Source organism: Treponema primitia ZAS-1 (genome assembly GCF_000297095.1).
In the GTDB taxonomy this organism is placed as follows: Bacteria; Spirochaetota; Spirochaetia; order Treponematales; family Breznakiellaceae; genus Termitinema; species Termitinema primitia_A.
The window spans coordinates 16,124-42,341 of the sequence record NZ_AEEA01000105.1 but is presented as its reverse complement, the minus strand read 5'-3'; the positions used below and the strand labels follow the sequence as shown (position 1 = coordinate 42,341).

At 53.4% G+C, this 26,218-nt stretch carries 26 protein-coding genes; 15 read left to right on the top strand and 11 right to left on the bottom strand.

Annotation, left to right across the window (positions count from 1 at the left end; genetic code table 11):
* Nucleotides 1-53: 53 nt before the first annotated feature.
* On the top strand, nt 54-284 hold the full coding sequence (locus TPRIMZ1_RS0114530; RefSeq protein WP_010261626.1) for a protein recA: 231 nt from the start codon (nt 54-56) through the stop codon (nt 282-284).
* Nucleotides 281-2,092 (top strand): RNA polymerase sigma factor RpoD, encoded by a 1,812-nt coding sequence (gene rpoD / locus TPRIMZ1_RS0114525; RefSeq protein WP_010261623.1) that lies wholly within the window; start codon nt 281-283, stop codon nt 2,090-2,092. The genes TPRIMZ1_RS0114530 and rpoD overlap by 4 nt, the downstream gene beginning before the upstream one ends.
* 307 nt (nt 2,093-2,399) lie before the next feature.
* Here the strand turns inward: rpoD and TPRIMZ1_RS0114520 are convergent, their stop codons facing one another.
* The 5 genes from TPRIMZ1_RS0114520 to TPRIMZ1_RS0114500 form a co-directional block, all read right to left on the bottom strand.
* On the bottom strand, nt 2,400-2,612 hold the full coding sequence (locus TPRIMZ1_RS0114520; protein WP_010261620.1) for a TOBE domain-containing protein: 213 nt from the start codon (nt 2,610-2,612) through the stop codon (nt 2,400-2,402).
* Between the two features lie 10 nt (nt 2,613-2,622).
* The gene (locus tag TPRIMZ1_RS0114515) at nt 2,623-3,702 is read right to left on the bottom strand and encodes a sulfate/molybdate ABC transporter ATP-binding protein (protein ID WP_010261618.1); all 1,080 of its coding nucleotides are present in this window, start codon (nt 3,700-3,702) and stop codon (nt 2,623-2,625) included.
* Nucleotides 3,702-4,418, bottom strand: a complete 717-nt coding sequence (modB, locus tag TPRIMZ1_RS0114510; RefSeq protein WP_010261614.1) for a molybdate ABC transporter permease subunit — start codon at nt 4,416-4,418, stop codon at nt 3,702-3,704. The genes TPRIMZ1_RS0114515 and modB overlap by 1 nt, the downstream gene beginning before the upstream one ends.
* Nucleotides 4,378-5,223 carry a molybdate ABC transporter substrate-binding protein gene (gene modA, locus TPRIMZ1_RS0114505; protein WP_010261610.1) on the bottom strand — a complete coding sequence of 282 codons (846 nt, stop codon included), beginning with the start codon at nt 5,221-5,223 and terminating at the stop codon, nt 4,378-4,380. The genes modB and modA overlap by 41 nt, the downstream gene beginning before the upstream one ends.
* Before the next feature lie 113 nt (nt 5,224-5,336).
* On the bottom strand, nt 5,337-6,410 hold the full coding sequence (locus TPRIMZ1_RS0114500) for a glycosyl hydrolase family 18 protein (RefSeq protein WP_026043733.1): 1,074 nt from the start codon (nt 6,408-6,410) through the stop codon (nt 5,337-5,339).
* A gap of 67 nt (nt 6,411-6,477) precedes the next feature.
* Between TPRIMZ1_RS0114500 and TPRIMZ1_RS0114495 the strand changes: the two genes are divergently transcribed.
* From TPRIMZ1_RS0114495 to TPRIMZ1_RS0114485, 3 genes are read left to right on the top strand one after another with little or no spacing between them, the layout of a single operon-like run.
* Nucleotides 6,478-7,296, top strand: coding sequence for a pantothenate kinase (locus TPRIMZ1_RS0114495; protein ID WP_026043732.1), 819 nt, complete (start codon nt 6,478-6,480; stop codon nt 7,294-7,296).
* 30 nt (nt 7,297-7,326) lie between these two features.
* The gene (locus TPRIMZ1_RS0114490) at nt 7,327-8,253 is read left to right on the top strand and encodes an ankyrin repeat domain-containing protein (protein ID WP_100217100.1); all 927 of its coding nucleotides are present in this window, start codon (nt 7,327-7,329) and stop codon (nt 8,251-8,253) included.
* Between the two features lie 9 nt (nt 8,254-8,262).
* The gene (locus TPRIMZ1_RS0114485; RefSeq protein ID WP_010261599.1) at nt 8,263-9,114 is read left to right on the top strand and encodes a Sir2 family NAD-dependent protein deacetylase; all 852 of its coding nucleotides are present in this window, start codon (nt 8,263-8,265) and stop codon (nt 9,112-9,114) included.
* 177 nt (nt 9,115-9,291) lie between these two features.
* Here the strand turns inward: TPRIMZ1_RS0114485 and gltX are convergent, their stop codons facing one another.
* Nucleotides 9,292-10,800 carry a glutamate--tRNA ligase gene (gene gltX / locus TPRIMZ1_RS0114475; RefSeq protein WP_010261594.1) on the bottom strand — a complete coding sequence of 503 codons (1,509 nt, stop codon included), beginning with the start codon at nt 10,798-10,800 and terminating at the stop codon, nt 9,292-9,294.
* Nucleotides 10,801-11,388: 588 nt separating this feature from the next.
* On the opposite strand from gltX, the gene TPRIMZ1_RS0114470 reads away from it, so the two are divergent.
* From TPRIMZ1_RS0114470 to TPRIMZ1_RS0114455, 3 genes are all read left to right on the top strand, one after another.
* Nucleotides 11,389-12,837 carry an aminopeptidase gene (locus TPRIMZ1_RS0114470; RefSeq protein ID WP_010261591.1) on the top strand — a complete coding sequence of 483 codons (1,449 nt, stop codon included), beginning with the start codon at nt 11,389-11,391 and terminating at the stop codon, nt 12,835-12,837.
* Nucleotides 12,838-12,916: 79 nt separating this feature from the next.
* Nucleotides 12,917-14,134 carry a hypothetical protein gene (locus tag TPRIMZ1_RS0114460; protein ID WP_010261587.1) on the top strand — a complete coding sequence of 406 codons (1,218 nt, stop codon included), beginning with the start codon at nt 12,917-12,919 and terminating at the stop codon, nt 14,132-14,134.
* A 127-nt stretch (nt 14,135-14,261) separates the two neighbouring features.
* Nucleotides 14,262-14,447: a putative motility protein gene (locus TPRIMZ1_RS0114455; RefSeq protein ID WP_010261583.1), complete on the top strand. Its 186-nt coding sequence runs from the start codon at nt 14,262-14,264 to the stop codon at nt 14,445-14,447.
* Nucleotides 14,448-14,509: 62 nt separating this feature from the next.
* Here the strand turns inward: TPRIMZ1_RS0114455 and aat are convergent, their stop codons facing one another.
* The 5 genes from aat to TPRIMZ1_RS0114425 all read right to left on the bottom strand — a co-directional run bounded on the left by aat (nt 14,510) and on the right by TPRIMZ1_RS0114425 (nt 20,605).
* Nucleotides 14,510-15,244: a leucyl/phenylalanyl-tRNA--protein transferase gene (gene aat, locus TPRIMZ1_RS0114450; RefSeq protein ID WP_010261582.1), complete on the bottom strand. Its 735-nt coding sequence runs from the start codon at nt 15,242-15,244 to the stop codon at nt 14,510-14,512.
* Nucleotides 15,245-15,265: 21 nt separating this feature from the next.
* Nucleotides 15,266-17,713 (bottom strand): ATP-dependent Clp protease ATP-binding subunit ClpA, encoded by a 2,448-nt coding sequence (gene clpA, locus TPRIMZ1_RS0114445; protein WP_010261580.1) that lies wholly within the window; start codon nt 17,711-17,713, stop codon nt 15,266-15,268.
* Nucleotides 17,714-17,746: 33 nt separating this feature from the next.
* Entirely contained in the window at nt 17,747-18,058 is a 312-nt protein-coding gene (locus tag TPRIMZ1_RS0114440) for an ATP-dependent Clp protease adaptor ClpS (RefSeq protein ID WP_010261578.1), read from the bottom strand.
* A 163-nt stretch (nt 18,059-18,221) separates the two neighbouring features.
* A complete protein-coding gene (locus TPRIMZ1_RS0114435) occupies nt 18,222-19,730 on the bottom strand; it encodes a hypothetical protein (protein WP_010261573.1) in 1,509 nt (502 codons plus the stop codon).
* A 395-nt stretch (nt 19,731-20,125) separates the two neighbouring features.
* Nucleotides 20,126-20,605, bottom strand: coding sequence for a hypothetical protein (locus TPRIMZ1_RS0114425; protein ID WP_157784270.1), 480 nt, complete (start codon nt 20,603-20,605; stop codon nt 20,126-20,128).
* A gap of 186 nt (nt 20,606-20,791) precedes the next feature.
* On the opposite strand from TPRIMZ1_RS0114425, the gene TPRIMZ1_RS0114420 reads away from it, so the two are divergent.
* The 7 genes from TPRIMZ1_RS0114420 to TPRIMZ1_RS0114390 all read left to right on the top strand — a co-directional run bounded on the left by TPRIMZ1_RS0114420 (nt 20,792) and on the right by TPRIMZ1_RS0114390 (nt 26,218).
* Entirely contained in the window at nt 20,792-21,568 is a 777-nt protein-coding gene (locus tag TPRIMZ1_RS0114420; protein WP_010261565.1) for an exodeoxyribonuclease III, read from the top strand.
* Nucleotides 21,565-22,128 carry a rhomboid family intramembrane serine protease gene (locus TPRIMZ1_RS0114415; protein WP_010261563.1) on the top strand — a complete coding sequence of 188 codons (564 nt, stop codon included), beginning with the start codon at nt 21,565-21,567 and terminating at the stop codon, nt 22,126-22,128. The genes TPRIMZ1_RS0114420 and TPRIMZ1_RS0114415 overlap by 4 nt, the downstream gene beginning before the upstream one ends.
* A 9-nt stretch (nt 22,129-22,137) precedes the next feature.
* Nucleotides 22,138-22,875, top strand: coding sequence for a hypothetical protein (locus TPRIMZ1_RS0114410; protein WP_010261559.1), 738 nt, complete (start codon nt 22,138-22,140; stop codon nt 22,873-22,875).
* Nucleotides 22,869-23,699, top strand: a complete 831-nt coding sequence (locus TPRIMZ1_RS0114405) for a metallophosphoesterase family protein (protein ID WP_081503677.1) — start codon at nt 22,869-22,871, stop codon at nt 23,697-23,699. The genes TPRIMZ1_RS0114410 and TPRIMZ1_RS0114405 overlap by 7 nt, the downstream gene beginning before the upstream one ends.
* A 32-nt stretch (nt 23,700-23,731) precedes the next feature.
* The gene (locus tag TPRIMZ1_RS0114400; protein ID WP_010261552.1) at nt 23,732-24,358 is read left to right on the top strand and encodes a phosphoribosyltransferase; all 627 of its coding nucleotides are present in this window, start codon (nt 23,732-23,734) and stop codon (nt 24,356-24,358) included.
* The gene (locus TPRIMZ1_RS0114395; RefSeq protein ID WP_010261551.1) at nt 24,355-24,921 is read left to right on the top strand and encodes a ribonuclease HII; all 567 of its coding nucleotides are present in this window, start codon (nt 24,355-24,357) and stop codon (nt 24,919-24,921) included. Before TPRIMZ1_RS0114400 ends, TPRIMZ1_RS0114395 begins: the two co-directional genes overlap by 4 nt.
* Nucleotides 24,922-25,012: 91 nt before the next feature.
* Nucleotides 25,013-26,218 (top strand): galactokinase, encoded by a 1,206-nt coding sequence (locus TPRIMZ1_RS0114390; RefSeq protein ID WP_010261549.1) that lies wholly within the window; start codon nt 25,013-25,015, stop codon nt 26,216-26,218.

The following is a 26,218-nucleotide window of genomic DNA, read 5'->3' as shown; positions in this document are numbered from 1 at the left end:
CAAATTTCTCTATACTGGCATAGTCAGTCTGCTGCATTCCCTAACGGAAAGGCTTGATTGATGGTTTTCAGGCAGCTTTCCTCGTATCAATCTATGGTATTATCGACAAAAAAGGAGCGTGGTTTTCAGTGGGTGAAGAAAAAATCGGGCAGGGTTGGGATAATACCGGAGTCTATCGGGAAGCGCACGGCGAATTTGCCGCCGGCATAGAAAAGAAGCTGCGGACTATCATGTTGCCGCAGGAAACTTCGTTGGATGTTCCGGGTAAGGAAGTAAATAAATGACAGAAACACTCATGCCCAAAGCGGCAGCGCCGGATATGCCATTGCCGGATATGCCGCTTGTATCCTCAATCGACCTGCAGAGCAGTGTTCTTCTTGATCCTGCTGTTGTAAAATTAATTGAATACGCCAAGAAAAAGGAAACCCTTTCCTATGACGACCTTTCTGATTTTTTACCGGAAGGGTATATCACAAACCCGGATAGAATGGAACAGCTTCTCGTCCTGCTAGCCGCGCATTCGATACAACTCGTTGATGATGATACGGCGGATACAGAGCCGGAACTTCGGAAAAGAGACGGGGTTGAAAAAAAGAGGCTGACGTACAGCGGGAAAGAATCTTCAGATGACCCAATTCGGGTGTACCTGCGGGAAATCGGGAGGGAACATCTCCTTACTGCAGAGCAGGAGGTGGAGGTTTCCAAACAAATGGAAAGCGGGGAGAAAATCATCACCGGGGTTATCAAGCAGTCGGGGATGCTCATTGTGGAATTGTGGCATATCCGTCACCGGGTTTTTTCCAAGCATGATCCCCGGAAATTAGGGCTGGCCAAAAAGGAAGCCATCGAATACTTCACCGAATACCGCCGGCTGAGCCAGTACTACAAGGAAACGCTTAGCGCCATCGGGGGAGATCTGAAAAATTATATTGAAATCAAGCAGAAGATCATCGGCCAGGGAGGAGATATTTCGGAGGATCAAGAGCTTCGCAGCCTGCGGGTCCGTCTCCTTACGGTGATTGAGGACGCCGATATCCACCCGGACGAAATTGCGGCCTTTTCGGAAAAATTCGTTCAGGCTGCAAAAAAAATAAAGCGGTATACCCAGGAACAAGAGCGGATTGAAAAGCGGCTCCGCCTTAGTTCCCTCAAAGAACTGAGTGTCCTGGGCCGGGGTCTGACCATCAAGGAAGAGCGGGAACGGTTAGAATCCGACCTAAGTCTTAGCGCAGATGAGATAAAGGAACTTATCCGGCATATTCAGGTTACGGAGAAAAAAATCCGGCAGATAGAAACGGAATTTGAAGCACCAATAGAAAATATCAAGCTCCAGGCTCAGGAGATACACCGGGGCCGGGTGATGATGAAAAAAGCGAAGGACCGGCTTACCACAGCAAATCTTCGGCTGGTGGTATCCATTGCCAAGCGGTACAATAATCGGGGGCTCCATTTTTTTGATCTCATACAGGAGGGGAATATCGGCCTTATCAAGGCGGTGGAAAAGTTCGACTACCATAAGGGCTTCAAATTCTCCACCTACGCCACCTGGTGGATACGGCAGGCCATCACCCGGTCCCTTTCGGATCAAGCGCGGACCATCCGGGTGCCGGTCCACATGATCGAGCAGATCAACAAGGTGTCACGGGAATCCAAGTCCCTCTTGCAGGAGCTGGGCCGGGAACCCACGGATGAGGAAATCGCCGAGCGCCTGGGCTGGAACGCCCTGAAGGTAAAGTCGGTGAAAAACGTGTCCCGGGAACCGATCAGCCTGGAAACCCCTATTGGAGAAGAAGATGATTCCCTACTGGGGGATTTCATTGAAGACAAGGACGTGGAAAACCCGGCGAACCAGACCGCCTACGCCCAACTCCAGGAAGATGTTGCGGATGTGCTAAAAACCCTACCGCCCCGTGAACAGGAGGTTCTCAAGATGCGTTTCGGCCTGGACGATGGCTATTCCCTCACCCTGGAAGAGGTAGGGCTCTACTTCAACATCACCCGTGAACGAATCAGGCAGATTGAAGCTAAAGCCCTTCGCCGTCTGCGGCACCCAAAACGGAGCCGGAAACTAAAGGACTATTTAGACCACTGAGAAATTTAGTACGAGGTAAACTTGACGAAGGGCAATAATTTTATAAGTTGAAGTAACACCGTGCGTTGCGGAGAAGCCACAGCGTAGGATATTGCGTTTCGTATAGTGAAGTGAAACAGATGGAGTTAAATCCTCCGCGCATAGGCGCCGGTGGGGTGGGGGATCCACAGCGCGGGATATTTGGAATTCCCCGCTGTAGTAGACCCGCGCAGCGGGGCTGCGGAAGCGGACTCTACAAGCATCCCGCGATGGGGATTCCCCACCCCACCGGCGTTTTTTGAACAAAGGTTTCAGACCCCCAACAGTTTCAGTGATCAATCCCGATCATCACTGAGGTAGCCTTGACAATAGCATAAGCCTCGTCCCCAAGCTTAAGCCCCAGCTCCTTGATAGCGTCCAAAGAAATGGTAGAAGAAATCCTATTCCCCCCTCCGATATCCAGGACCACGATCCCGTTTACCGATCCTTCCTTGATGCTTACCACTTTTCCCTTAATCTGATTCCGTGCGCTGATTTTCATACCGGTCCTCCTATGGCGTATCTTCACCCAGGAGCAGAATCGCCTCCGGGGGAATAAAGAGCCATTCGGGTATTATACTATCAACATACTTACTGTACAACCACCAAAGCTCCTGTTGCATTTCCGCTTCCGGGACATCGGCATTGGTAAAGAGGACGATATGTTCGAATGGCGATTCGGAGCGTTTGGTAACATTGATGCGTACCCGGTTATGGCCTTTCGGATCGGCGTCCCCTGAAACCGGAACAAAATCGTGGGCCCGGATACCGATGTGGGTGATCCGCCGCGGCGCTTCCAACGAAGCTTCCTGGGGCAGGCGGAGTGTGAGGCCCCAGTCTTTGGCGTACACTTCCCGCTCCCCGATCCGGGTAATGGGGGAAATGTTTTTACACCCCGTAAGACGGGCGGTCAGTAGGGTTCCGGGGTTCCGGAAAAGCTGGCGGGTATTCCCCTGGGCAAGGGACCGGCCGTTGTCCATCACCAGAAGTTCATCGGTGATCTTATAAACCTCGTCCCGGCTGTGGGTAACCATGATGATATCCCTGTTGACCCCCAGCAGTTCCAGGAGCTGGAGCTGCATCTGTTCCCGGAGAAAGGTGTCCAGGGCGGAGAAGGGCTCGTCCAGGAGTATCACCTCCGGTTCCCGGATGAGCATACGGGCCAGGGCGCACCGTTGCTGCTGCCCTCCGGAAAGCTGGGCGGGATAGCGATCCTCCAGACCCTCAAGGCCGAAGCGGTTCAGCCAGACCCGGGCCTTGGCGATATTTTCACTCCGCGGGCCCGGCAGGGCGGTGATGATATTGCCCAATACGGTCATCCGGGGGAAGAGGGCGTAGTTCTGGAAAAGGTAGCCCACCCGCCGGTCCTGGGGTTTCAGGTTGATCCCCTTGGCGGAGTCAAAAAGCACCCGCCCGTTAACGGAGATGCGGCCCTCGTCGGGACGCTCAATGCCGGCTATGCACTTGAGGGTTATGCTCTTTCCGCAGCCCGAGGCGCCCAGTATGCCCAGGCAGCCATCGTGGCTTTCAAACTCCGTCTCAAGCTGAAACTGCCGGGACAGCCGTTTGCGGATGGAGACCGTAATGCTCATTACTTAACCCGCTTTTCTTGGGCGGTAAGGTAATTCATCAGGGCTACCACCGCAAAGGAAAAGATCACAATGATAAGCACGTAGTTATAGGCAATGTCCATATCCCCGGAGGAAACTGCGGAGTAGATCGCCAGGGGCAGGGTACGGGTCCTGCCGGCGATGTTCCCGGCTATCATGGCGGTGGCGCCGAATTCACCCAGGCCTCGGGCAAAGGCCAGAACACCGCCGGAGGCAACCCCGGGCATGGCGGTGGGAAGGCTTATCTTCCAGAATATCTGCCATTCCGAAAAGCCCAGTGTCCGGCCCGCGTAGACAAGGTTTTGGTCCACCTGTTCCAGGGCGCCCCGGGCGGAACGGTACATCAGGGGAAAGGAGATTGCCACCGCCGCCAGGACCGTGGCCCCCCAGGAAAAGGCAATTTTAATACTGAAAAAATCGAGGAAAAATTTCCCCACCGGCCCCCGTACTCCAAAGATGTACAACAGAAAAAATCCCGCCACCGTAGGGGGCAGGACCAGGGGCAGAGTAAGGAGACCGTCCAGGATCATTTTCCATTCCTTCCGGCGCATCCCGGCGACCAGTTTAGCCGCCAGGAGCCCCAGAAAAAAGGTCACCATAATCGCCGCCGTGGCGGTTCGTATGGATATCAGTATGGGGGAGATGCTCATGGTTTTTTTATTTGTTTTCAGAGAAACCGAAGTTCTTGAATATTGCAATGCCCTCCGCTGAGGCGAGGAAGTCCACAAGCAATTGGGCTTCCTTAGGATGAGCGGAGGCCGCCACGATTCCCACGGGATAGATGGCCTTCTGATGGCTGCCCACCGGAGCTTCCGCGATGATCTCCACGGTTTTGACGGAGATTGCATCGGTACCATACACTATCCCCACATCGGCGCTGCCCTGGGCTACCCAGTTAAGGACCTCGGTAACGTTGGTTCCCAGGCTGGGTTTGGCGGCTTGCACCGTATCCCAAATTCCCAGGTTCGTAAAGGCTTCCTTGGCATACTGGCCCGCGGGTACACTGGCGGGATCTCCTAGGGCGATGGTCTTTGCCAGGGTAATGTTCTGGAAACCCGTAACCGGGGTGCTTGTTCCTACCGGCTTAATCAGAACCACCTTATTTTCCAGCAGGGGCTTTACGGTACTGGCGGAAACCAGGCTCTTGTTTACCAGGTTGTTCATCTGGGTGGGAGCGGCGGACATGAACACATCCGCCCCAAGGCCCTCTTCAATCTGGGTCTGGAGCTTACCGGAACTATCGTAGGTGCCTTCCACGGTGATCCAGGGGTACTTCTGCTGAAATTGCGGGATAAGCTGTTGTTCAAAGGAGTTCCGCAGGGAAGCCGCCGCTGCCACCAGGATGGTAACCGGAGCTTGCGCCGGTTCGTTCTGTTGAACCGGGGCCGGAGCCGGGGTTGCGGCCTTATCCTTCCCACCGCCGGCAAAAACCGTTGCCGAAATCATACTAAAAAGTACGGCAGCCAAGATTACCTTAAAAATCCTTCTATTTCCTTTCCTCATTTCATAACTCCTTTTGATTTCGTCTCAATATATTGTTTATTTATAGAGTAAAATTCGATTATAGACAACATAATCAGATGAGAATAAACAATAATGATATAAACACAAATGAATTAAGAGTCTGCGCCCTTTTCGGTAATCTTGAGGAAATTCCAGATACTCGGATCTTCCTGTCCAAGGGACCAAAAGCCTATGGATCTAACCCCCATATCCCGGTACATGCTACTCCGGAGGCTGAGGGAATAGATATCTTCGTAATAGACCGTAACCTTTACCGTGGTTTCGTAGCTAAAGGTGGGGATGCCGTTTTCCCGGACGATTTCGGTAATGGCATTTTCGCTCCGGATCCGTTCGATGCCCGAGTGGAAGTAGGCCTTAAAGGGGTTGAAGCTGCCCCAGGTGCGGCCATAAAAGGGCAGCCCCATGACCAACTTTTCGGGCCCCACCGTTTTAAGGGCATACTCCGCCACGGAACGGCACCAGCCCAGGGAAGCAATGGAACCGGGCTCGCTGGTGGACCAGTGTTCATCGTAGGCCATCACAAATATGCGGTCCACCAGGGGTTTAATCTTCTGGTAATCAAATACGTCGTCGCTTAAGGTTTTACGCCGGGCGGGCAGGGCGATGGTGAACATCTTATTCCCCAGGCCATTCCGCAGTTCCTGTAAAAAGGAAAGAAAGTTAGCCCCGTCCCTGGCGGGGATGAGCTCAAAGTCGATTTGCAGGCCGTCGTAGGGTCCGGCAGCTTCCAGGAGATCCGCCACCAACTGCCGGCGGACTGCACTTTCCGGTTCCAGGATGAAGTGGGCCAGGGACCGGCTGTTACAGGCTGCTACCAGGTGGATACGCCCGGGAAAACGGCCGAGCTTTCGCCGGTTGGGAACGTCCGTAAGCTTGCCGTAGGTATCAATTTCGGCCCCAAAATAAACCAGATCCGACAGGGGATAATTGAGCTTGAGCGCCTGTTCCCGGCCTGCAAGCAGGTAGCCCCATATTTCGGTAAAGTTCAGGATTGGCAGATCTTCGGCGCCATCGGGAATTTCCCCATAGGTGAAGAATTCCTCCTCCGCCTCTTCTTCCCCCAGGTTGTCCCGGTTTGTTACCGCTTCCGCATTGTCCGGCGGCAGAGGCTCCGGCGCGGAAGTACAGGAGAATAGGGTAAGAAGGAGACAAAGTAAAAAAAACATATCAGCGGGAGTATATGTTAATGGTTGCTTAATTGCAACATATACCGGTTTTTTGCTACAATGCCCTATGATCATAGGGATAGACATAGGCAGTACCACCACCAAGGCGGTTTCCATCGTGGCGGGGGAAAAGATACAAAAAATTAAAACCAAGGCCATGGATGCGGTAACCTCCGCCACCGGCGCCTTTGGTAAGATGTTAATGGAAAATGATTATAAAATTGGGGACATTAAGCGGATCATGATCACCGGCGCGGGGGCTTCAAAAATAAAAAACGACCTTTTCGGGATTCCTACCCAGCGGGTGGACGAAATTCAGTCCATCGGTATAGGGGGTATGTTCCTTTCCGGGAAAGACGATATTGTGATCACCAATATTGGTACCGGTACGGCAATTATCGACGCCCGGAAGGGTTCCATAAGCCACATGGGCGGCTCCGGAGTAGGGGGGGGGACCATACTGGGCCTGGCAAAGAAGTTGATCTCCACATCGGATTTTAATGGTATCATGGAACAGGCGGAACTGGGAAACCTTAACCAGGTGGATCTGAATATGGAAGATATCATGGATATGGACCTGAGTTTCCTGAACCGGGAAGCCACGGCTTCCAACTTCGGCAAGATGCTGGATACTGCGCGAAACGAGGATATAGCCATGGGGTTGGTGAACATGGTGTTCCAGGTTATCGGTATGCTTTCGGTTTTTGCGGCCAAGAGCAAACGTACGGACCGGGTTATCGTTACCGGGAATGGCAGCCACAATCCTATCGGCAAGAAAATTCTGGACGCCATAACTACTATGTACGCGGTTCATTTTGAGTATCCCGTGGATGCCGAATATACCACCGCCATTGGAGCGGGGCTTTCCTATAATCGAGAGATGTAATACATAGTGTAATACAAAAGGGGGTTTAGGGTGAAAATAGTGATGCTCCACGACGGGGATGGCCGGAAAATTGCCGGGGATCTGCTTAAGCAGATAAAAAATCAGAAAATAAACGGAGAGGCCTTGCTTCTGGAAGGGGCCTGGGAATCCGGGGAATCCCGTTTAGGGGAGGCCCTTGCGGATGCCACCCATGTGATGGCGATTTTCCCCAATACCGCCGGCCTGGGCCCCTCGGGCCCTTCCTGGTTTAGTTTTGCTGCGGGCTTTGCCCGGGGCGCCCACCTGCCCCTGGTGTCCTATGGGGAAGGCGCCCTTTCCCTGGCTCCGCAGCTTACCAAGGATCTGGCTCAGTTTAAAACCGATGCGGAGTTCCTGGCCTACCTGGTCCGGGAAGCGGAGGAGTGGACCCGGGAGCATACCCTGAAACAGGCTCGGATAAGCCTGCTGGAAAAGGGCATACCGGTTACGGTGGATTCCCTGGGGCGCTGCATTGCGGAAAAAAACGACGAAGCGGCGGCCCTCTTCCTCCAGGCTGGGTTTTCAGCGGATACCCTGGACAAAAACGGGGTTCCCCTGCTCTGTCTTGCCGCCCGCTCCGGCGCATGGGAGATAGCAAAGCTGCTCCTCAAGAACGGCGCCACGGTAAATCTCCTGGCCCGGGACCGGGGCGGTTCCGCCCTTATCGACGCCGCCCTGGGAAAGCACAGCGATATTCTTGGGGATCTCCTCAATGCCGGCGCCGATGTGAATGTTAAGAGCAAGGACGGCCAATCCGCCATCATCATAGCGGTGGGGCTTAACGACGAGCCCACAGTGGAACTGCTCCTCAAGGCAGGTGCCAATGTTGATGAGCCGGACAGCCTTGGGGCCAGCGCCCGGAAGTATGTGGCCCTCTTTAACCGGCCCGGTATGGTTAAGCTTTTCCAAACCCATGCCCCGCCGGTTCAGGAAAAATAAGGAATATTCATGTCCGAAGCTATTAAGAAAGATGTTGCCCGGCTTTTTGAACGCATCGCTGCTGCTGAGCATTTTGTAACCCTCACCGGCGCCGGGGTCAGCACCCTGTCGGGGATCCGGGATTTCCGGGGAAAAAACGGTCTCTACAACGACCAGGATGCGGTATTCCCCCCGGAGAAGATCTTTGATATTGATTATTTTCACCGTGATCCTTCCTTTTATTACAAAGCTTCGGCGGACTTTATCTACAATGTCCATGAGCGGGAACCTTCCATAGTACACAAAACCCTGGCCCGGCTTGAGCAGAAAGGCTTTCTGAAGAGCCTTATTACCCAGAATGTCGATCTCCTCCACCAAAAGGGGGGGAGCAAACGGGTGATCGAAATCCACGGTTCTCCGTCGGTACATTATTGCCTCCACTGTTCCGACCTTTCCCGGGTGGAGACCCTGGCCGCAACTTGCAACGGAGTTACCCGCGCAGCGGGACCCGGCGCCAGCCTGCCGGAAAAAGCCGGCGACCTCATGGGCTTTGACGAGACCGCGGCCCTGGTTAAAGCCGGAGAGCTTCCCCGCTGTAAAAAGTGCGGCAAGGTCCTGAAACCGGCGATCACCTTTTTTGGGGAGGCCCTCCCGGTACGGGCGCTCCAGGCCGCCGAGTCCGAAGCGTCCCGGGCGGATCTGATGCTGGTCCTGGGAACAACCCTCACGGTCTATCCCGCCGCCGCCATTCCCCAGATTACCCAGCGCCGGGGCGGGGATTTGGTTATCGTTAATAACATGGAAACTCCCATGGACTCTTATGCGCTTATGAAATTTGAAGATCTGGGGGATGTCTTTGAGGAACTTTCAGTTTTACTATAAGTACGGAGGAATCAACGATGAAGTTTGTACGGAGTATCCCGGTAGTTTTTCTATTTATTGCCCTGTCCGCCTAATTTTGGATCCATCCCGGCCTTAAATAATTATAAATTTGTATTTGATTTTATCCTCACCGACGCCTTTGATGAATATTACCGGTCCTTTTCTTTCAGTTTGGTTTTAGGAATTCCCTTCAAGTAGTAACGCTGCCAAGGCCCTATCCACCCGTTCCAGTGCCCGTTCCGCTCCCAGTATACGCAGGGACCCGAAGAGGGGCGGGCTGACACGCGAGCCGGTAATGGCTACCCGCAGGGGCATCAAGAGGTCGCCGAGCTTTAGCTCCGCCTTTTCCGCCGCAGCTTTGATAAGCGCCTCCGCATCCTCATCATTCGATTCAGCCATGGGCTTTACCAGTTCCCGGCCCAGCTTCAAAAGTTTGATCGCCTGGGCCAGATCCGCTTTTTTGGGGATAAATTCCTCCGCTGCGGGGATCGCCGGTTCGCTGAACAGGTAACGCAGTTTTTCCGCCGCCTCGTGGAGGAATACAAGCCGTTCCTTGATCAAAGGCATGGCGGTAATAAAGACGCCCCGTTGTTCCGCATTGGGCTCCGTTCCCGCTTCGCCGAAAAGGCCCGCAGCAATACTGTAGGGCAGGGCCAGGGCGGCAAGCTCCGCATCGCTTTTCATCCGTATGTACTGGCCGTTGTACCATTCCAGTTTTTTATAGTCAAAGATCGCCGGGGCTTTGTTGAGCTTGTCCAGGCTGAACCGCTCCGCCAGTTCTTCCAGGGTATAGATTTCCCTGCCCTCCTCGTAGGAGGCCCCCAGGAGGGCCACATAGTTAAGCAGCGCCTCCGGCAGATAACCCTGGCGGCGGAACTCGTCGATGCTGGTGGCGCCGTGGCGTTTGCTCAGTTTTTTGCCGTCCTGACCCATCACCATGGGGAGGTGGCAGAACACCGGATGTTCCCATCCGAAAGCCTTATACAGAATTACGTGCATGGGGGTGGAGGAAAGCCATTCCTGGGCCCGGAGTACGTGGGTAATTTCCATAAGATGATCGTCCACAATGTTGGCCAGGTGGTAGGTAGGGAAGCCGTCGGACTTGAGGAGCACCGGGTCGGGGCTCACATCATCGTTCTTCCATTCAATATCCCCCAGGAGCTGATCCCGGAACTTGGTTATTGCGGACTCCCCCGGATTCTCGCCCAGGGGTATCTTAAGGCGGATGGTATAGGCTTCCCCGGCCTGTGCCCGGGCTGCCGCTTCCGCCGGGGGGATGTCCCGGCAGTGCCGGTCGTAGCCGGCTTCCTTGGCATGGGCCGCTTCCCGTTCAGCGCGGATTTTGTCCAGCCGTTCTGCGGAGCAGAAACAGTAATAGGCCCGGCCTTTTTCCACCAGCTCCAGGGCGTACTTTTTGTACAGCTCAAACCGTTCGGACTGTATGTATGGGCCGGCGCTTCCGCCGATATCCGGCCCCTCGTCCCAATGGATGCCCAGCCAAGAAAAGGTATCGTAGAGGTTTTTGACGAACACCTCGTCATACCGGGTACGGTCCGTATCCTCCAGGCGGAGTATGAAGCGCCCCTCCTGAGAGCGGGCAAAAAGATAATTAAACAGGGCGGTTCGTATCCCCCCTATGTGCTGAAGCCCCGTGGGGGATGGCGCGTAACGGTCTCGTATGGTCATGGTAGATCGATGATACTACAAAAACGAAATTCATGCAACTTTCGTGCCCTCTTGGGAAAAACACTCGGAACATTGAGAGGGGCGGATCGGAAAAACGCCGGTGGGGGCGGGAATCCCCACTGCGGGATGCCTGTAGAGTCTGCTTGCGGAGCCCAGTAGGTCTCCTCCAGCAGGGAATTCCAGAATATCCCGCAGCGTGGCTCCCCGCCCCCACCGGCGCCTGTTCGCACAGCCTGTGTTTGAGCGTATTTCCCAGGAGCCGGAGGCGCCAAACTAAGCTTGGCGTATTTCCCGGGAGCCGGAGACGCCTAACTAAGCTTGGCGTATTTCCCGGAAACCGGAGATACCTAACTAAGTTTAGCGCATTGTATAATTGGCATCGGCGGGCGGAGGGAGGGGCATCCCCGACCGAGCACATTTGGAATTCCCCGCCGGAGGAGACCCGCTTGCGGGGCTCCGGAGGTGGATTCTACAAGCGTGCGAGCGTCGGGGATGCCCCTCCCTCCGCCCGTCTTTGCCGATAAGACCCCGCCTCAGTCCATATTGCTTTTTTCCGAAAAGCGAAATAGGCTGTCCAGGAGGTATAACATGGGAGCCAACGATGATGACAAGAAAACCGAGGGCCAGCTGCTTTCGGAAAAACTGTGTTTTGATATAAAGAACTGCTGGGACGCCGCTTCCGAAGAAGATCTTAAGGAGATCGAGTCCTTTGCCAAAAAATACCGGGTATTCCTGGACCGGGGAAAAACCGAGCGGGAATTTGTACGGGCGGCCCTGGAACTGCTTAAGGAAAAGGGTTTTAAGGATCTGGATATCCTCTTGCAGGAAAAGGGCAGCCTAAAGCCCGGCGCAAGGGTGTACCAGAATATCAAGGGCAAGTCCCTGGTTTTTGCGGTGATCGGCAGCAAGCCCTTTACCGAGGGGCTCAATATCGTGGGGGCCCATGTGGATTCCCCCCGTATCGATCTGAAAACCAACCCCCTCTACGAGGATTCCGAATTAGCCCTGCTGGATACCCACTATTATGGAGGGATAAAGCATTATCAGTGGCTCACCATACCCCTGGCCATGCATGGCACGGTGGTTGGCAAGGACGGGGTAAAGCGGGAGATATGTATAGGGGAGGATGAGGATGACCCGGTTTTTTGCATCACCGACTTGCTGCCCCACCTTGCCCGGGAGCAGATGCAGAAGAAGGCATCGGACTTTATCGATGGGGAAGGGCTGGACATCCTTGCGGGGTCCCGGCCCTACAAGGACCCCAAGGCCAAGGACAAGGTTAAGCTCAAACTCCTCAGCCTGCTCCACGAAAAATATGGCATCCTGGAAGAGGACTTTGCGGGGGCGGAGTTTGAGTTTGTCCCCGCCCACAAGGCCCGTGACCTGGGCTTTGACCGGAGCATGATAGGCGGCTACGGTCACGATGACCGCTGCTGCGCCTTCGCCGCCCTCCACGGGACCCTGAATACTGCTGACATTCCCGAAAAGACCGTAGTTTGTCTCCTCACCGATAAGGAGGAGATTGGCTCCATGGGAAATACCGGCGCCCAGTCCCGGCTCTTCGAAAATTTCGTGGCCTACCTGGGGGCAAAAACCTTAGACAGCTATTCTGAGATAAGCCTGCGGCAGTGCCTGGGCAAATCCGCCATGCTTTCCGCGGATGTAAACTCCGCCTTTGATCCGAACTACGATTCGGTGTACGACAAAAAAACATCCTCCTACTTTGGCAAGGGCATCGTATTATCCAAGGCTACCGGCCGGGGGGGCAAGTTCGGGGGCAGCGAGGCGAACGCTGAATTTTGCCAGAAGGTTCAGGGCATACTTAACCGGAACAAGGTCCAGTGGCAGTTCGGCGCTCTGGGCAAGGTCGATAAGGGCGGCGGCGGAACCATCGCCCTGGATGTGGCTAACCTGGGGGTAGAGGTCCTGGACTGCGGTATTCCGGTGCTCTCCATGCACTCGCCCTTCGAGGTGATCAGTAAGATAGATCTCTACACCACCTATAAAGGATACGTCGCGTTTTTACGGGAAGCCTAGGTGGTTCAGGCGATGGAATATACCGCCAACCCGATTGCTCAAAAAATGAAAACCAAATGTACCAAAGGAGAATATAAGAATGAGTAACAAATCACTTATCGAAAAGACCCTAGAACAGGGCGGCGGTATTTTCCGTCTGAATCCGGTGTTTGTGCCACGGCCCAACGGTAAGGCGGGCAGACGTCTTAAACTACACCCAAATGATTATTATGCGTATGGGCTGATACGGGGTTCTATAAAGGAACGCTGGTTTGCCTCTACCATTGCCGCACAAAACGGACCCCTGGCCGGGGCGGACGAAGGCTTGAGTTATGTGGCGGTAAGTTATGACAATGATGAGAAGTTTACCCTGAAAGAAGCGGTTGAAACCCTGGGCGCCGGAATCGTAGGCGAAGAGCTGGTAAAAAAATACGGCGGCTGGCCCATGTATTCAAAATATTTTGACTATGTGGATCCCCTGTTTCACCATGTGCATCTGATGTTTGAGCATGCTAAAAATGTGGGGAAGCTGGGTAAACCGGAGTCCTACTACTTCCCGCCTCAGTTGAATAATTATACCGGAACCCTGGACGCCACCTATTTTGGCTTTGATCCCGATGTAAAACCCGAACAGGTTAAACAGAGACTGCGGGATTACCTAAAGGGCGATACCCGGATTACTGAACTTTCCCGGGCCTACCGGGTAACCCTGGGAACCGGCTGGTATACCCCGGCGGGGGTTATCCATGCCCCAGCTTCGGTGCTGACCTATGAACCCCAGTGGAATGCGGATGTAAATGCGGTATATGAAAATGTAGCTTCCGGCGAGATTTATCCCCGGGAATTCCTCGTGGCCGAATGTCCCACGGATAAAAAAGAAGATATCGACTATATCTTCAGCCTCCTGGATTGGGAAAAGAACATAGACCCCAGTTACCGGAAGCACTATTTCCGGCCCCCGGTTACGGTGGTTTCCGATAAGGCCCATACGGAAAAGTGGGTATCCTATGCCAACGAGTACTTTGGCGCCAAAGAACTTACGGTGCAGCCCGGAGAAAGCGTTACCGTCAAGGACCCCGCCGCCTACGGTCTTATCTGTGTGCAGGGGCATGGTACTTTGAACAAGTGGGAGATTGAAGCTCCGACCCTGCTGCGTTTTGGTCAGCAGAGTACCGATGAGTTTTTTGTTGCCGAGTCCACGGCAAAAGCCGGGGTAACGCTGGTCAACAAGAGCCGTGTTGAGCCTTTGGTAATCCTCAAACACTTTGGGCCTAATCATACGGAGATGCCCAAGACGGTGCCCGCCGAATTACAGTAAGGCGGGAATAGTACCAGTGCCGCTCTTGGGTATGGGACAGCGAAGGTGATACCAAGGGCGGCTGTAGTCTTTTACGGTTTTTTTCATTGTTATTGCATTTTTGTGTATTCCGGTGTATACTTATAACATGGAAATAGAAAACGTTTCTAAGCCTATGACCCAAGATGCGGTTCAGCAGGAAGCGGCGGCTAAGGTTCAGAGCATGGCCATTCGGAATGCTGAAGAACAGGGCGCCGCTGCTGCCAAGCTGCTTGAGTCCGCCGAAGTTATCACCGATTCTAATGTCGGTAACAACGTGGATCTCCTCGGCTAAGATCGGCTGATCAGTTCTAAAATCTCATGGTAAATCAACGCCCAAGGCGCTGATTATTTGTGTTATAATTCTCCGTACAACTCTCCCCAATTGCCCCTCCTACCCCCGGCGTGGTTCCGTTCCGCCTGGGCTCGGCCCAGAAGTTTAAGGCATTCCTTCCTGCTGATCTCCTCTCCCCCCAGGCTTTCCAGATGATCCGTGTGAACCTGGCAGTCGATGAAGGAGACCCCGTCCGCAAAGAGGATCTTTGCCAGCCGCAGAAATGCTGCTTTAGACGCATTGGGCTCCCGGGCGAACATGGATTCCCCGATAAAGGCATTGCCAAGCCGTACCCCGTAGCAGCCCCCGGCCAGCTCGCCATCCAGGTAGCTTTCCGCAGAATGGGCCCAGCCGAGGCGGTGGAGTTCCGTATAGGCGGCGATGATGTCCTTGGTGATCCAGGTACCCCCCTGGCCGGGGCGGCAGACCTCACCGCAGCCATGGATGACAGCGGGAAAATTGCGGTCCAGGGCAAAGCTGAATTGCCCCTGTCTAAAAACTTTTTGCATAGACTTTGAAACGTGGAGTTTTTCCGGAAATATGACAAACCGGGGGTCCGGGGACTGCCAGAGTATGGGGTCATCCTGGTTATACCAGGGGAACAGGCCCTGTTCATAGGCGGAAAGGAGCATACCCGGGGAGAGATTACCCCCCACGGCTACGATCCAGTCCGGGCTTTCCTCGGGGGACGGAAAATTAAAGCGATCATACTCGGTGAGGTAAGGAAATTGGGGGTCCGGACCGGAACGGAACCGCATGGTATAAGGATAGGGGAGGCTCTAGCCGTCTATCGAAGCCAGCGCTTCTGCGGAATCACGTACCTCAATGTGGTAGTCCCCGTCGTGCCAGTCCGCCCGGGCTGCACCGCCGGAACTGAGGCTGCCGAAGAGGACCTCGTCCACAAAGAAGGACTTGATCTTGTCTTCAATAAGGCGGCCCACGTTGCGGGCGCCGAATTCCTGGCTGTAGCCCTCTTCCGCAAGATGCTCCACGCAGGCATCGCTTATTTCCAGGTCTACCTTCTTTTCCATCAACTGGGCTTTAAAGAGATCCAGTTCCTTGCGGACTATGGACTGCATCACTTCCTTGGACAGGTGACTAAAGCGGATCACCGCGTCCAGGCGGTTGCGGAATTCCGGGGTGAAGATCCGCTCCACCGCGCTGTCCACCTCCGCCTCTCCGGCAACCCGCTCGCCAAAGCCGATGAGGCTCTTGCCGATTTCCCGGGCGCCGGCGTTACTGGTCATGATAAAGACCACGTTGCGGAAATCCGCCTTCCTGCCGTTGTTATCGGTTAGGGTAGCGTAATCCATGATCTGGAGAAGTATATTGTAGATGTCCGGATGCGCCTTTTCGATTTCGTCCAGGAGTACAACGCTGTGGGGCTGCTTCCGGATGGCGTCCGTGAGGAGGCCCCCCTCTTCGTAACCCACATAGCCCGGGGGGGATCCGATAAGACGGGACACGGTATGCTTTTCCTGGTACTCGCTCATGTCGAAGCGGTGCATGGACACCCCAAGGATATCCGCCAAAGCCCGGGCCAACTCGGTTTTGCCGACACCGGTGGGGCCCACAAAGAGGAAGTTCGCCACGGGCTTGTTATCCGCCCGGAACCCGGCCCGGGAACGCTTGACCGCCTTGACCGCCGCCAGGATCGCCTCGTCCTGGCCGAAGATCCGCGAGCGGAGCTTGTCCTCCAGGAAGCGGAGCTTGTCCTTCTCGCTTTCCCCCACGGACCGTTCGGGGATGCGGGCTATCCGGGAAACCACGGCTTCGATTAACTGGAGACCGATGTCTATAGGCGCTTCCTCCGCGGATACTTCCGCCGCACCCGTCGCCGGTGTTTCCGCTGTACCCGTTGCCGAAGCTTCCCGCGGAAGCTCCGCGCCCCTATCGGCCTTGTTTTTGAAGGCTTCGATACGGGCAAAGGCCCCGGCCTCGTCGATTACGTCGATGGCCTTATCCGGCAAGCGCCGTTCGGTGATGAACTGGGCGGAAAGCCGCACTGCGCCCTCCACCGCCGCATCGTTGTACCGCACCTTGTGGTAATCCTCGTATTTAGACTTGAGCCCCTGGAGTATGGCGATGGCATCCTCCTGGCTGGGCTCGTCAATATCAATTTTCTGGAAGCGCCGGGACAGGGCTCGGTCCTTCTCGAAAAACTTGCCGTATTCCTCGTGGGTGGTGGAGCCTATGCAGCGGAGTTTCCCCGATGATAAGGCGGGCTTAAGGAGGTTGGAGGCGTCCAGGGCGCTGCCCGAGACGGAACCGGCCCCTACCAGGGTATGGATCTCGTCAATAAAGAGGATGGCCTTTTCTTTTTTCAGGATCTCTTCCACAACCCGTTTGATCCGTTCCTCGAAATCGCCCCGGTATTTGGTTCCCGCCACCAGGGCGCCCATGTCCAGGGAAAAGATTGAAAAATCCTTTAAGGTGGGGGGGACCTCCCCGGCGACAATGCGCTGGGCCAGCCCTTCGGTGATGGCGGTCTTGCCCACCCCGGAATCCCCCACATGGACGGGGTTGTTTTTAAGCCGGCGGCAAAGCACCTGCACGGTCCGGTCCAGTTCGGTCCGCCGGCCGATTACCGGCTCCAGTTTGCCCAGCTTTGCCAGGGCGGTAAGCTCCGTGGCGTACCGTTCCAGGGCGCTCCGTTTGTTGGCCTTGGTTTTTTGGGCGGGATCCGCCATTTCCCCTTCTTCGGGAAAACCCTCGCGGCCCGGTTCCCCCTCATTCAAGGGGTTGGGGTTGGTTCGGCTAAATTTAGGGGAATAGCCCTGGGAAAAATTCTGTTCACCCTCATCTTCGAATTCCCGGGAAAGGCTTTCCAGAAGCTCCAACCGGTTCTTTATCCCGGATTTGCGCAGATAATAGGCGCAGTAATTCCGCTCTTCATCGTAAAGGGAAACCAGGATATCCGCGATATCCAGGATTTGCTTTTGGGAAGACTGGCTTTGAAGTACCGCCCGCTCCAATACACTCTGGAACCCCACGGTTTGGGTAGGTTCGGTATTGTCCTGGGTGGGTACCTGCTGTTCAAAATAATCCTCCATCCCAAGCTTGAGCTGATCCAGGTTGGCTCCGCAGGAGACAAGGATGCCCTGTACCTCGTTAAAGGCCAGGGCTGCATAAAGAACATGTTCGGGGGTCAGGTACTCATGGTTACGTACCTTGGCCTCATTATAGGCGGCATTGATGATCGCCTGCACGTGGCGGCTGATTTTCACTTTTCACCCCTCCCAATAAATATAATCAAATTTTTAGTTTTTTTCTACCACACAATGCAGAGGAAATTCGTTCTGCCGGGCCATGGCATGGACCTGTTCCGCCTTGGTTTGGGCTATATCCCAGGGGTAGATTCCCGCAACGCCCCGGCCCTTCCGGTGAATATCCATCATTATGCGGTTCGCCTCCTCCTCACCCTTATGGAAGACGAGCATCAGGATCTCCACTACGAAGTCCATGGTGGTATAGTGATCGTTCAGCATAACGACCCGGAATTCTTCGGGTTCCGCAAGTTTATGCTTCTTTTTTGCGGCTAAATCCGTTTCGTTCTCGAAAAACCAGGGCATAAGGAAAGGATACCGGAAAAACAGGTGATAGGGAATAGCTTGGGAGGAAGAGATAAAAAAAGCCCGGTTTGCGGGCTGTTTCCGCTAAATCGGGCCGATGTTAGTAAATAGAGTTTCGCGCAGCGTCGGATCTTCGATCTGTACGGTACGCTGTCAGGCTTCTTTAATCTTCATTATCCCAATTATAGTAGGTCCAATTATAGGTATCGCTGTCGTCCCAATTCCAGCCTGCTTTGAGTTGGATCACTTCACTGCCACGGGTTACCGTTACATCTTTATTGGCATAGATAAAATAATTGGCGTCGCCATTATCACCTATTTTACCCCAGTGTAATAATGATTCCCCCGAACCATCAGAGTTGTCATAAAGGGCGTTTAGGAAGAAAATCTTTGCGTCCGATGGCGCTATCGTAAGGCCGCTGCCAGCTAACCCGCTATCTGTATCATAAACAGCGTCCGCGCTCAGCGTGGCAGGCAGCGTAACATTCAGGTGTCCATTGGTCACGACAAAATCGGGAATACCCGCCGAAGCCAGCGTTCTTATGGTGCGATCAGCCATGCCATGATAATACTTAAGGGTAGTCGTTAAGTTTGATTCGTTTTTGGGATACTGATACACCGGCTCGTCTATCACAACAGCCTGGGCGCCGCCGCCGGATTCGGAGGAGTCAGGATCGAGGCCGTCACCCCACCAGTCCAAGGTCCATTTATACCCTGATGTGTTACCGATCGTACTTGTACAGGTATAGTCCCACGTATGCGTTGTTTGATTCCCTGTTCCGTAATACCGTATTGGATTCCAGCCCTTTTTCACATTGATATCATATTTATCGGTACCGGTCCACGTAATCCCATTGTCGTGCTCTTCGGAGGAAGACAAGGTACCGGTGATGCGAACATCCTTGTCAAAATACCAATACGAAATTTCACCATCGTCGGATTGACTGGCTTTCTCATAACGGAGCCTGCCGATTTCGTTACCCGCAGCGTTAAACAGTCTTAATCTCGCACTCCAAAGTATCTTGGTATCCGCGGGCTGTATCGTAAGATCTTTCAACTCCGGTTCGTCTTTTTGTGTGAACAGAAAATCCTCAAAGCCGGTAGACGGAAGCGTTAGGGTCAGTTTGCCATTGGCAATCGTTCCGGCATTCAAATAGGTGGGGTTTGAAGGGCGATCACCCAGGTACGGATCAAGTTTTACGGTTGCCTTGCCGGTTATTGCTTTGGTCGTGTCTTGTGCGTCATATACCTGGACCTTGGTTACAGAAATACTCCCGCTGCCGGGCCCGGTTTCATCTTTGCCGGATAAGTCATCCCATAAGGCTTCGCTTATGTAAAAATCTCCGGCATCTTTAATTTTTATGCTGCCATCAACCGGGTTTGTCCCATCTACATCCTGGGTAAAATATTTTTTTATTTCGTCCTTTGAGAGTCCGGTCTGGTTAGCAAGTTCCTCAAAAAGTTGATCGAATGTTAACTCTTTCACCGCCGCCGCTGTTATACCTTCTACAGGTAAATCCTCGAAAGCCTCTTCTATAGCAGTAGCGAAATCATCTCCGGAAGTCTTCTTTATTTCAGGCCCCCCGCCGCCGTCATCGCCGCCGCAGCTGACGAAGACCAGGGAGACTGCCAGCAGGACGCCGCTTAGGCCAATTAGCCAATTTCTTTTCATTTCTTCACTCCTTTGGAATAAAAATATTTTTCAGGGAAATACCCTGTAATCGCAGGAAGAACAAAAAAGGCCCGGGGTTTCCATGACTGAAAACCCCGGGCTTTTCTGAGGACCGAATAAGAATAGGTATGAAAGGGAAAAGTTATGGGATTAAAATAATCTACTAAATCTATCGGGGGGGGGGGGTAATTGCTTACACTGTAAGGAATTATGAGCATTTTTCCGCATCCCATCCCAGGAATAAAAACCAATTTAGGTTTAAATATTCTATAATAATGACTAAAATTACTATAAAACTTAATGTCGGTCAAGTAAGCAGGGCGCCGCTAACCGTTGACTGGAAAACCAGTTTAGACTATATTTAGACATAGGTAGGGGACGGCACGTTTTGGACGTTAGCTCCGGGGGGCGGTTTTCGCAGCATTGGAGCCCTGTCCCGCCTTTTTTGGCCTGTAGCACGTTACGAGAGAGAGCCAGCCTTGATGCTTGGGGCGCACGGCTTCTAAAAAATATATTTCGCCGTTGATATTTCCCTTAAAAGAGAGTACTTCGCTATCACGATGTTTTTGGTTGGATAACGCTATGATTGTTGAAGGGCTATTTATAACCGTAACGGCATATTCAAGGTCGGTGTCCGCGAGATTGTGGTGCGCTTTATTATAGGAGTGCCGAACGGCTCCGCTTTCCAGCATAATTTTTGATACCTCATCTCCGCAAACTGTTTTTATCCGTTCGGCGGCTTCCGGCTCTACTATGCCGATCCACACACTTTTGTTTTCCTTTCCATTCCGTTCTTCAGCTATGAATTGTTTAAGTTCCTGTGAAGAAAGCTGATGGTCGTACCACTTCTCCGGCAGGGTATCTGATGTTCTCACTAACCCAGCATAGCATATTTGGCCAAAGGGCATCAAACCCCGGCCGGAAAATAGTTGGAGGCATATTGTCCGGGAAGGGTACGCTCATATTCGGCAAACTGATGAGCGGGCGGCAGGACACTGGCCGGGCCCTCCTCTCACCGGCGGTCTTCACATTATGGGTATATTTCAGCTATTATAGTGGTAATGAAAATTCTGTCGTGGAACGTTAACGGAATACGGGCGGTGGAAAAGCGGGGCTTTATCGACTGGGTCCGGCAGGAATCGCCGGATCTGCTCTGCCTCCAGGAAACCAAGGCCCATCCTGACCAGCTTTCCCCGGAGCTGAAGGGCCCGGCGGATAAGGGTGGGAAGCCCTACTTTTCCTACTGGGCCAGCGCCCGGAAAAAGGGCTATTCCGGGACGGCTATTTATAGTAAAACCGAGCCCCTGGATGTGAAGCCCCTGGGAGTTCCGGAATTCGACGACGAGGGGAGGGTGCTGCAGGCGGATTTTAAGGACTTTGTTCTGATCAGCGCCTATTTCCCCAATTCCCAGGACGCCGGCGCGCGGCTGGACTATAAGCTGGGCTTCTGCGCCGCCATACTGGAATGTTGTAATAAGCTGGTCGCAGCCGGGCGCCATCTGGTGCTCTGCGGGGATTACAATATCGCCCATACCCCCATCGATCTGGCCCGGCCCAAGGAGAATGAGGGGAACGCCGGGTATCTTCCGGAGGAGCGGGCCTGGATGGATACCTTCACTTCCGCAGGCTATGCGGATACCTTCCGGGACAAACACCCCGGTGAGACCGGCCATTACAGCTGGTGGTCCTACCGTATGAGCGCCCGTGAGCGGAATGTGGGGTGGCGTATCGACTATCACTGCGTGGACCGGGCCTTTATGCCCAGGATTGCAAGCTCAATTATACGGCCCGATGTACAGGGCTCGGATCACTGTCCTGTTCAAATTGAGGTTACATGAAGATAAAATACAATTCCCCCACGGTATTAACCTACGCGTTTCTCAGCGCCGTTGTGCTGCTCCTGTCCCAGCTTTTTTTCCATTCCCTGACCCAGGCCTGGTTTACCGTGCCCGGCAAGGGAGGCTTTGACCCTTCGCGGATCCGGAACTGGATTAACCTCTTTACCCATGTTATCGGTCATGCTTCCTGGAACCACCTGCTTTCCAATTTCGCATTTATACTGCTCATCGGTCCCATGCTGGAAACCTCCTACGGTTCCCTTTCCCTGCTCCTGATGATCGCCGTCACCGCCCTGGTTACGGGGGCGCTGAACATACTCCTCTTCCGTACCGCCCTCCTGGGCGCCTCCGGTGTAGTTTTTATGATGATACTCCTGGCATCGTTCACCAACTTTACGGAAGGGGAAATTCCCCTGACCTTTATCCTGGTCCTTGCCCTGTATCTGGGCCGGGAAATTTTCAATTCCTTTAGCGCAAACAATGTTTCTGAATTTGCCCATATAGCCGGGGGTTTCTGTGGCAGCCTCTTCGGGTTTTTCAGACCGGTTAAGCGGGAATAAATTTCGTATATGAATATTGTCATGCGCGGAGAGCTTCGCTGCAAGTTGCGCCGCAGCTTTATAGGAATATCAGGGCTGGTAGTTTTACTATTTTTCGCATCCCCCGTGTACGGTTTTGATTTTTCTATCTCCCATAAAGAGGCCGGCATTGAACTTATGCCGGAATATAACCGGAGCTATTCTTCGTGTTTAACCCTTTCCGCCTCCGGTTCTCTTGAATTTAATGAACTCTATACCGTTCAGGGCGGGCTTTCCCTGTGGACCGCAAGCGCCGCCTATGAGCTGGACGCCTCAGCGGGGCTTGAGGCAAGATTGATCCGCAGGGTACCGCTGTATATGTACCTTTCCTATATGTTCAATACCCTGCCGGAGTATGAGGCCAACAGTCATACGGTGCTTCCCCTGATCGGATTTAAAGGTAAGTATGCGGGCTTTACCCTGGGACCTAATCTCCGCTTTTCTTCTTTTTTTGACGATCCGGTTATTTTTGAGTCGATCCTGGCCTTTGAGGGGTATGTCAATTTTTACAACAGTGAAAAATTCAGAATTGGCTTACGGTGCGCCAATTTCAATGATTATGCGGCCGGAAATTTCGGTGTCTATTACCTTAGCCTGAATAGCCGGGTGGGTATTACCAAATCGCTTTCCCTGACAAACGCTCTGGAGCTGCACCAAACCGGAAGCGCCGGCCTGTCCTCCCGGTTTTACGGTATTGCCTATAAAGCGGGGCTCGTATTCACATGGTAATAAAATCTCTTCGGAGCAGGATATTGCTTCTGGCTGCACTCGTTCCCCTCCTGTTCCTGCCCCTGGCCTGTAATGTGGACCTCGTTGGCCTTATCGCCTCCGGTGAATTGGATGTCCGGCTTGAGAGCAGCAATGTTTTTACGTTTCTTACCGATAGTGACAGAAATCATTCCCTGGGCGGTGAGTATTCGTTTATCGTATTGAGCGATACCCATATAGAAGACGGCAATGCCCATGGGCTTGAAGGACTGAAGGACGCTATCAAGCCGGATGATAAATTTGTGGTTATCACCGGGGATATTACCCAGAACGGGAGACGGCGGGATATTGAGAAATTTATTGAAATAGCCCGTACCCTGGGCATCCCCTGTTACCCGGTGGTCGGGAACCACGATATATATTTTAACAATTGGCCGATATGGAGGGATTTTATCGGTTCAACCAGGTACCGGATCGATCACGATACTACCAGTCTGTTTGTGCTGGATTCCGCTAACGCCTCCTTTGGTTCCGCCCAACTGGACTGGCTCCGGGACGAGCTTCGGTCTGCGAAAAGCCATGTGTTTGTTTTTACCCACACCAATTTGTTTGTGGAAACCCCGGTGGACATTCAGCAGATCGCCGACACCCGGGAGCGGGCCAGGATCCTGTCTATCCTAAGGGACCGCGCGGACGCTATGTTTATGGGCCATGTGCATCAGCGGATTATCCGGAAAGCCGGTGGGGTCGAATATATCACCATTGAAGATTTTAGGGAGAATAGTACCTACTGCCGTGTTCACGTATCGGATAGGGGAATTAGCTGGGAGTTTGAGAAACTGTAGATACCTCCGGGCAATTATGGTAGAATTACGGCATGAAAAAGGAATTTCTTTCCTACGATGTGGTACGGAACAATGCGCTGAAACTGGCCCACCGGATCTACCATGACGGGTTCATCCCCGATGTGATCTATGTATCCCTCCGGGGGGGCGCCTACCTGGGGAATGTGATAAGCGAATACTTCAAGATAGTCCGCAGAAATGACCGGCCGGTTTACTATGCCGCCGTGGTTGCCCGGTCCTATACCGGCATTGGGGAGGCGGATCAGGTGAAGGTTGAGGGCTGGACCTACGCGCCGGAACATCTGCGCATAGGGGACCGGGTGCTGCTGGTGGATGATATTTTTGATTCCGGCAGAACCATCAATCACCTGACCGGGATCATCCTGGAAAAGGGTATACCCCGGGATGATATCAAGGTTGCGGTTCACGATTACAAGTATTTTTATGACAAGCCGGACCAACACCCCATCCAGCCCGATTACTGGTGCCGCAAGCACGAGCTTTCTATTAATGATGAAGATCTGTGGATCCACTATATGAGCCACGAGTTAGTCGGCCTGAGCCATGAGGAGTTGGAACAGCATTATTATGCCCACGACCCCGAACTGCGGCCAATTCTGGCGGCGCTGAAGGGCAAAGCCGGACAGGCCAACCCTTGATCTGCGGCCTGGATGAAGCGGGCAGGGGACCCCTTGCCGGCCCGGTCTGCGCTGCCGCGGTGGTTCTTCCCGGGGATTTTAACCGGAGTATCCTGGGGGATTCTAAAAAACTCAGCGAAAAACAACGGGAAACCAGCCGGCCGCTTATTATGGAAGGCGCCCTGGCCTGGGGCATAGGCTGGGCCAGCCACGAGGAAATCGACGAAATCAACATACTCCAAGCCAGCCTCTTGGCCATGAAGCGGGCCTTTGAGGCCATGCTTGCCGCTTATCCCGGCTTGGACGCCGCCTCCCTGGAAGCCATTGTTGACGGTCTCTATGTCCCGGATATCCCTATCCCCTGCAAAGCCCTGGTCAAGGCCGACGGCCAAATCCCCGAGGTCATGGCTGCCTCCATCCTCGCCAAAACCGCCCGAGACCGGGAAATGGACCGCTACGCCAAGCTTTACCCCCAATATGGGTATGAAAAGCACAAGGGCTACCCCACAAAAGCCCACCGGGAAGCGGTACTCCGGTTCGGACCTTCTCCCATACAGCGGCTGAAATTCCGGGTTAAGGCCTAATTTTTCATATTATACACAATTTTTATTCGTAATTTTTATTGAACAATCCTGAAATTTCCTGTAGTATAAGGCTAGAGAGGGGTTTTTGCATATGATGGACATCGGTCAGATCCACCGTACAGAATACGAGATTGATGCCGACCGATCCGGAGGGGAAGTTCGGTCTGGCAGCCTCGGTGGAGGAGCTGAACCTGTTGTGGTTGCCGAAGCGCCCGGCCGCATTCATTTTCTGGGCGAGCATGGGGAGCCAAAGGCCGGATTATTCCTGTCCGCCGCTATTGACCGGTATATCAGAGTTGCAGTGAGCATGCGGAAGGATAATTCCCTTCGTTTTTTCGCGGCGGATCTGGGGGAACGGAAACGGACCACCCTGGTAAACCTCAAATACAAGCGGGAAGACCGGTGGGCCAATTATATCAAGGTGGCTATCCAGGTTTTTGCCGAATTGGGCTACCCCGTAAAGGGACTCAACTTTACTTTGATGGGAAATATTCCTCAGCAGGTGGGTTTAGCCTCCTCTTCGGCTATTGAAGTAGCGTCTGCGGTGGCCTTAAAGGGCTTTTTTCAGGCCAATATCAGCGATAAGGAACTACTTAACCGCTTACTTAGCGCAGAAGCCTTGTTTTTTGGAAAAAATGCCAGCCCAGTGGATTATCTTATCGCTTTTAACGCCAGAAAGGATAACTTTCTCCTGGTGGATGAACTTTCCATGGAGGTTCGGCGAATCAAATCCCCCCTTTCAAAGTATAAAATCGTTGTCATGGATTCCCGGGTACCCCGGCTTGGGGTGGAAGATGAGCTGAAACAGCGCCGGCAGGATATCAAACGGGGGCTGGAACTCCTTGCCCAGAAAAAGCCCGGGTCTAACTTACGGGATTATGCCGCTCCGGATTTGGTGGAATCCATGGGGGATCTGCCCGAGGAGATACGGCGGCGGTCCATGCACATCGTTCAGGAGATACAGCGGGTCTATGACGCGGAAGATGCTTTGAAACGCCAGGATTTTCCGCTTCTTTCCAAGGTACTTCTCCATTCCCATGAAAGTCTGCGGGATCTGTACGAAGTTTCCTGCCCCGAGATAGATTGGCTGGTAAAGCGGGCCCAGGAGATTGAAGGGGTTCTGGGTTCCCGTATGACCGGTCAGGGCTTTGGGGGCTGTACCTATACGATTATCAACGATAACGCAATCGGTGAATACCGGCGTCGTCTTGAGGATTACGAACGGATCTTCGGGTTTCATCCTTTGACGTATGATATCCGTCCTGCGGTAGCCGCCCGGGTTATAGAGGTTTCTTAA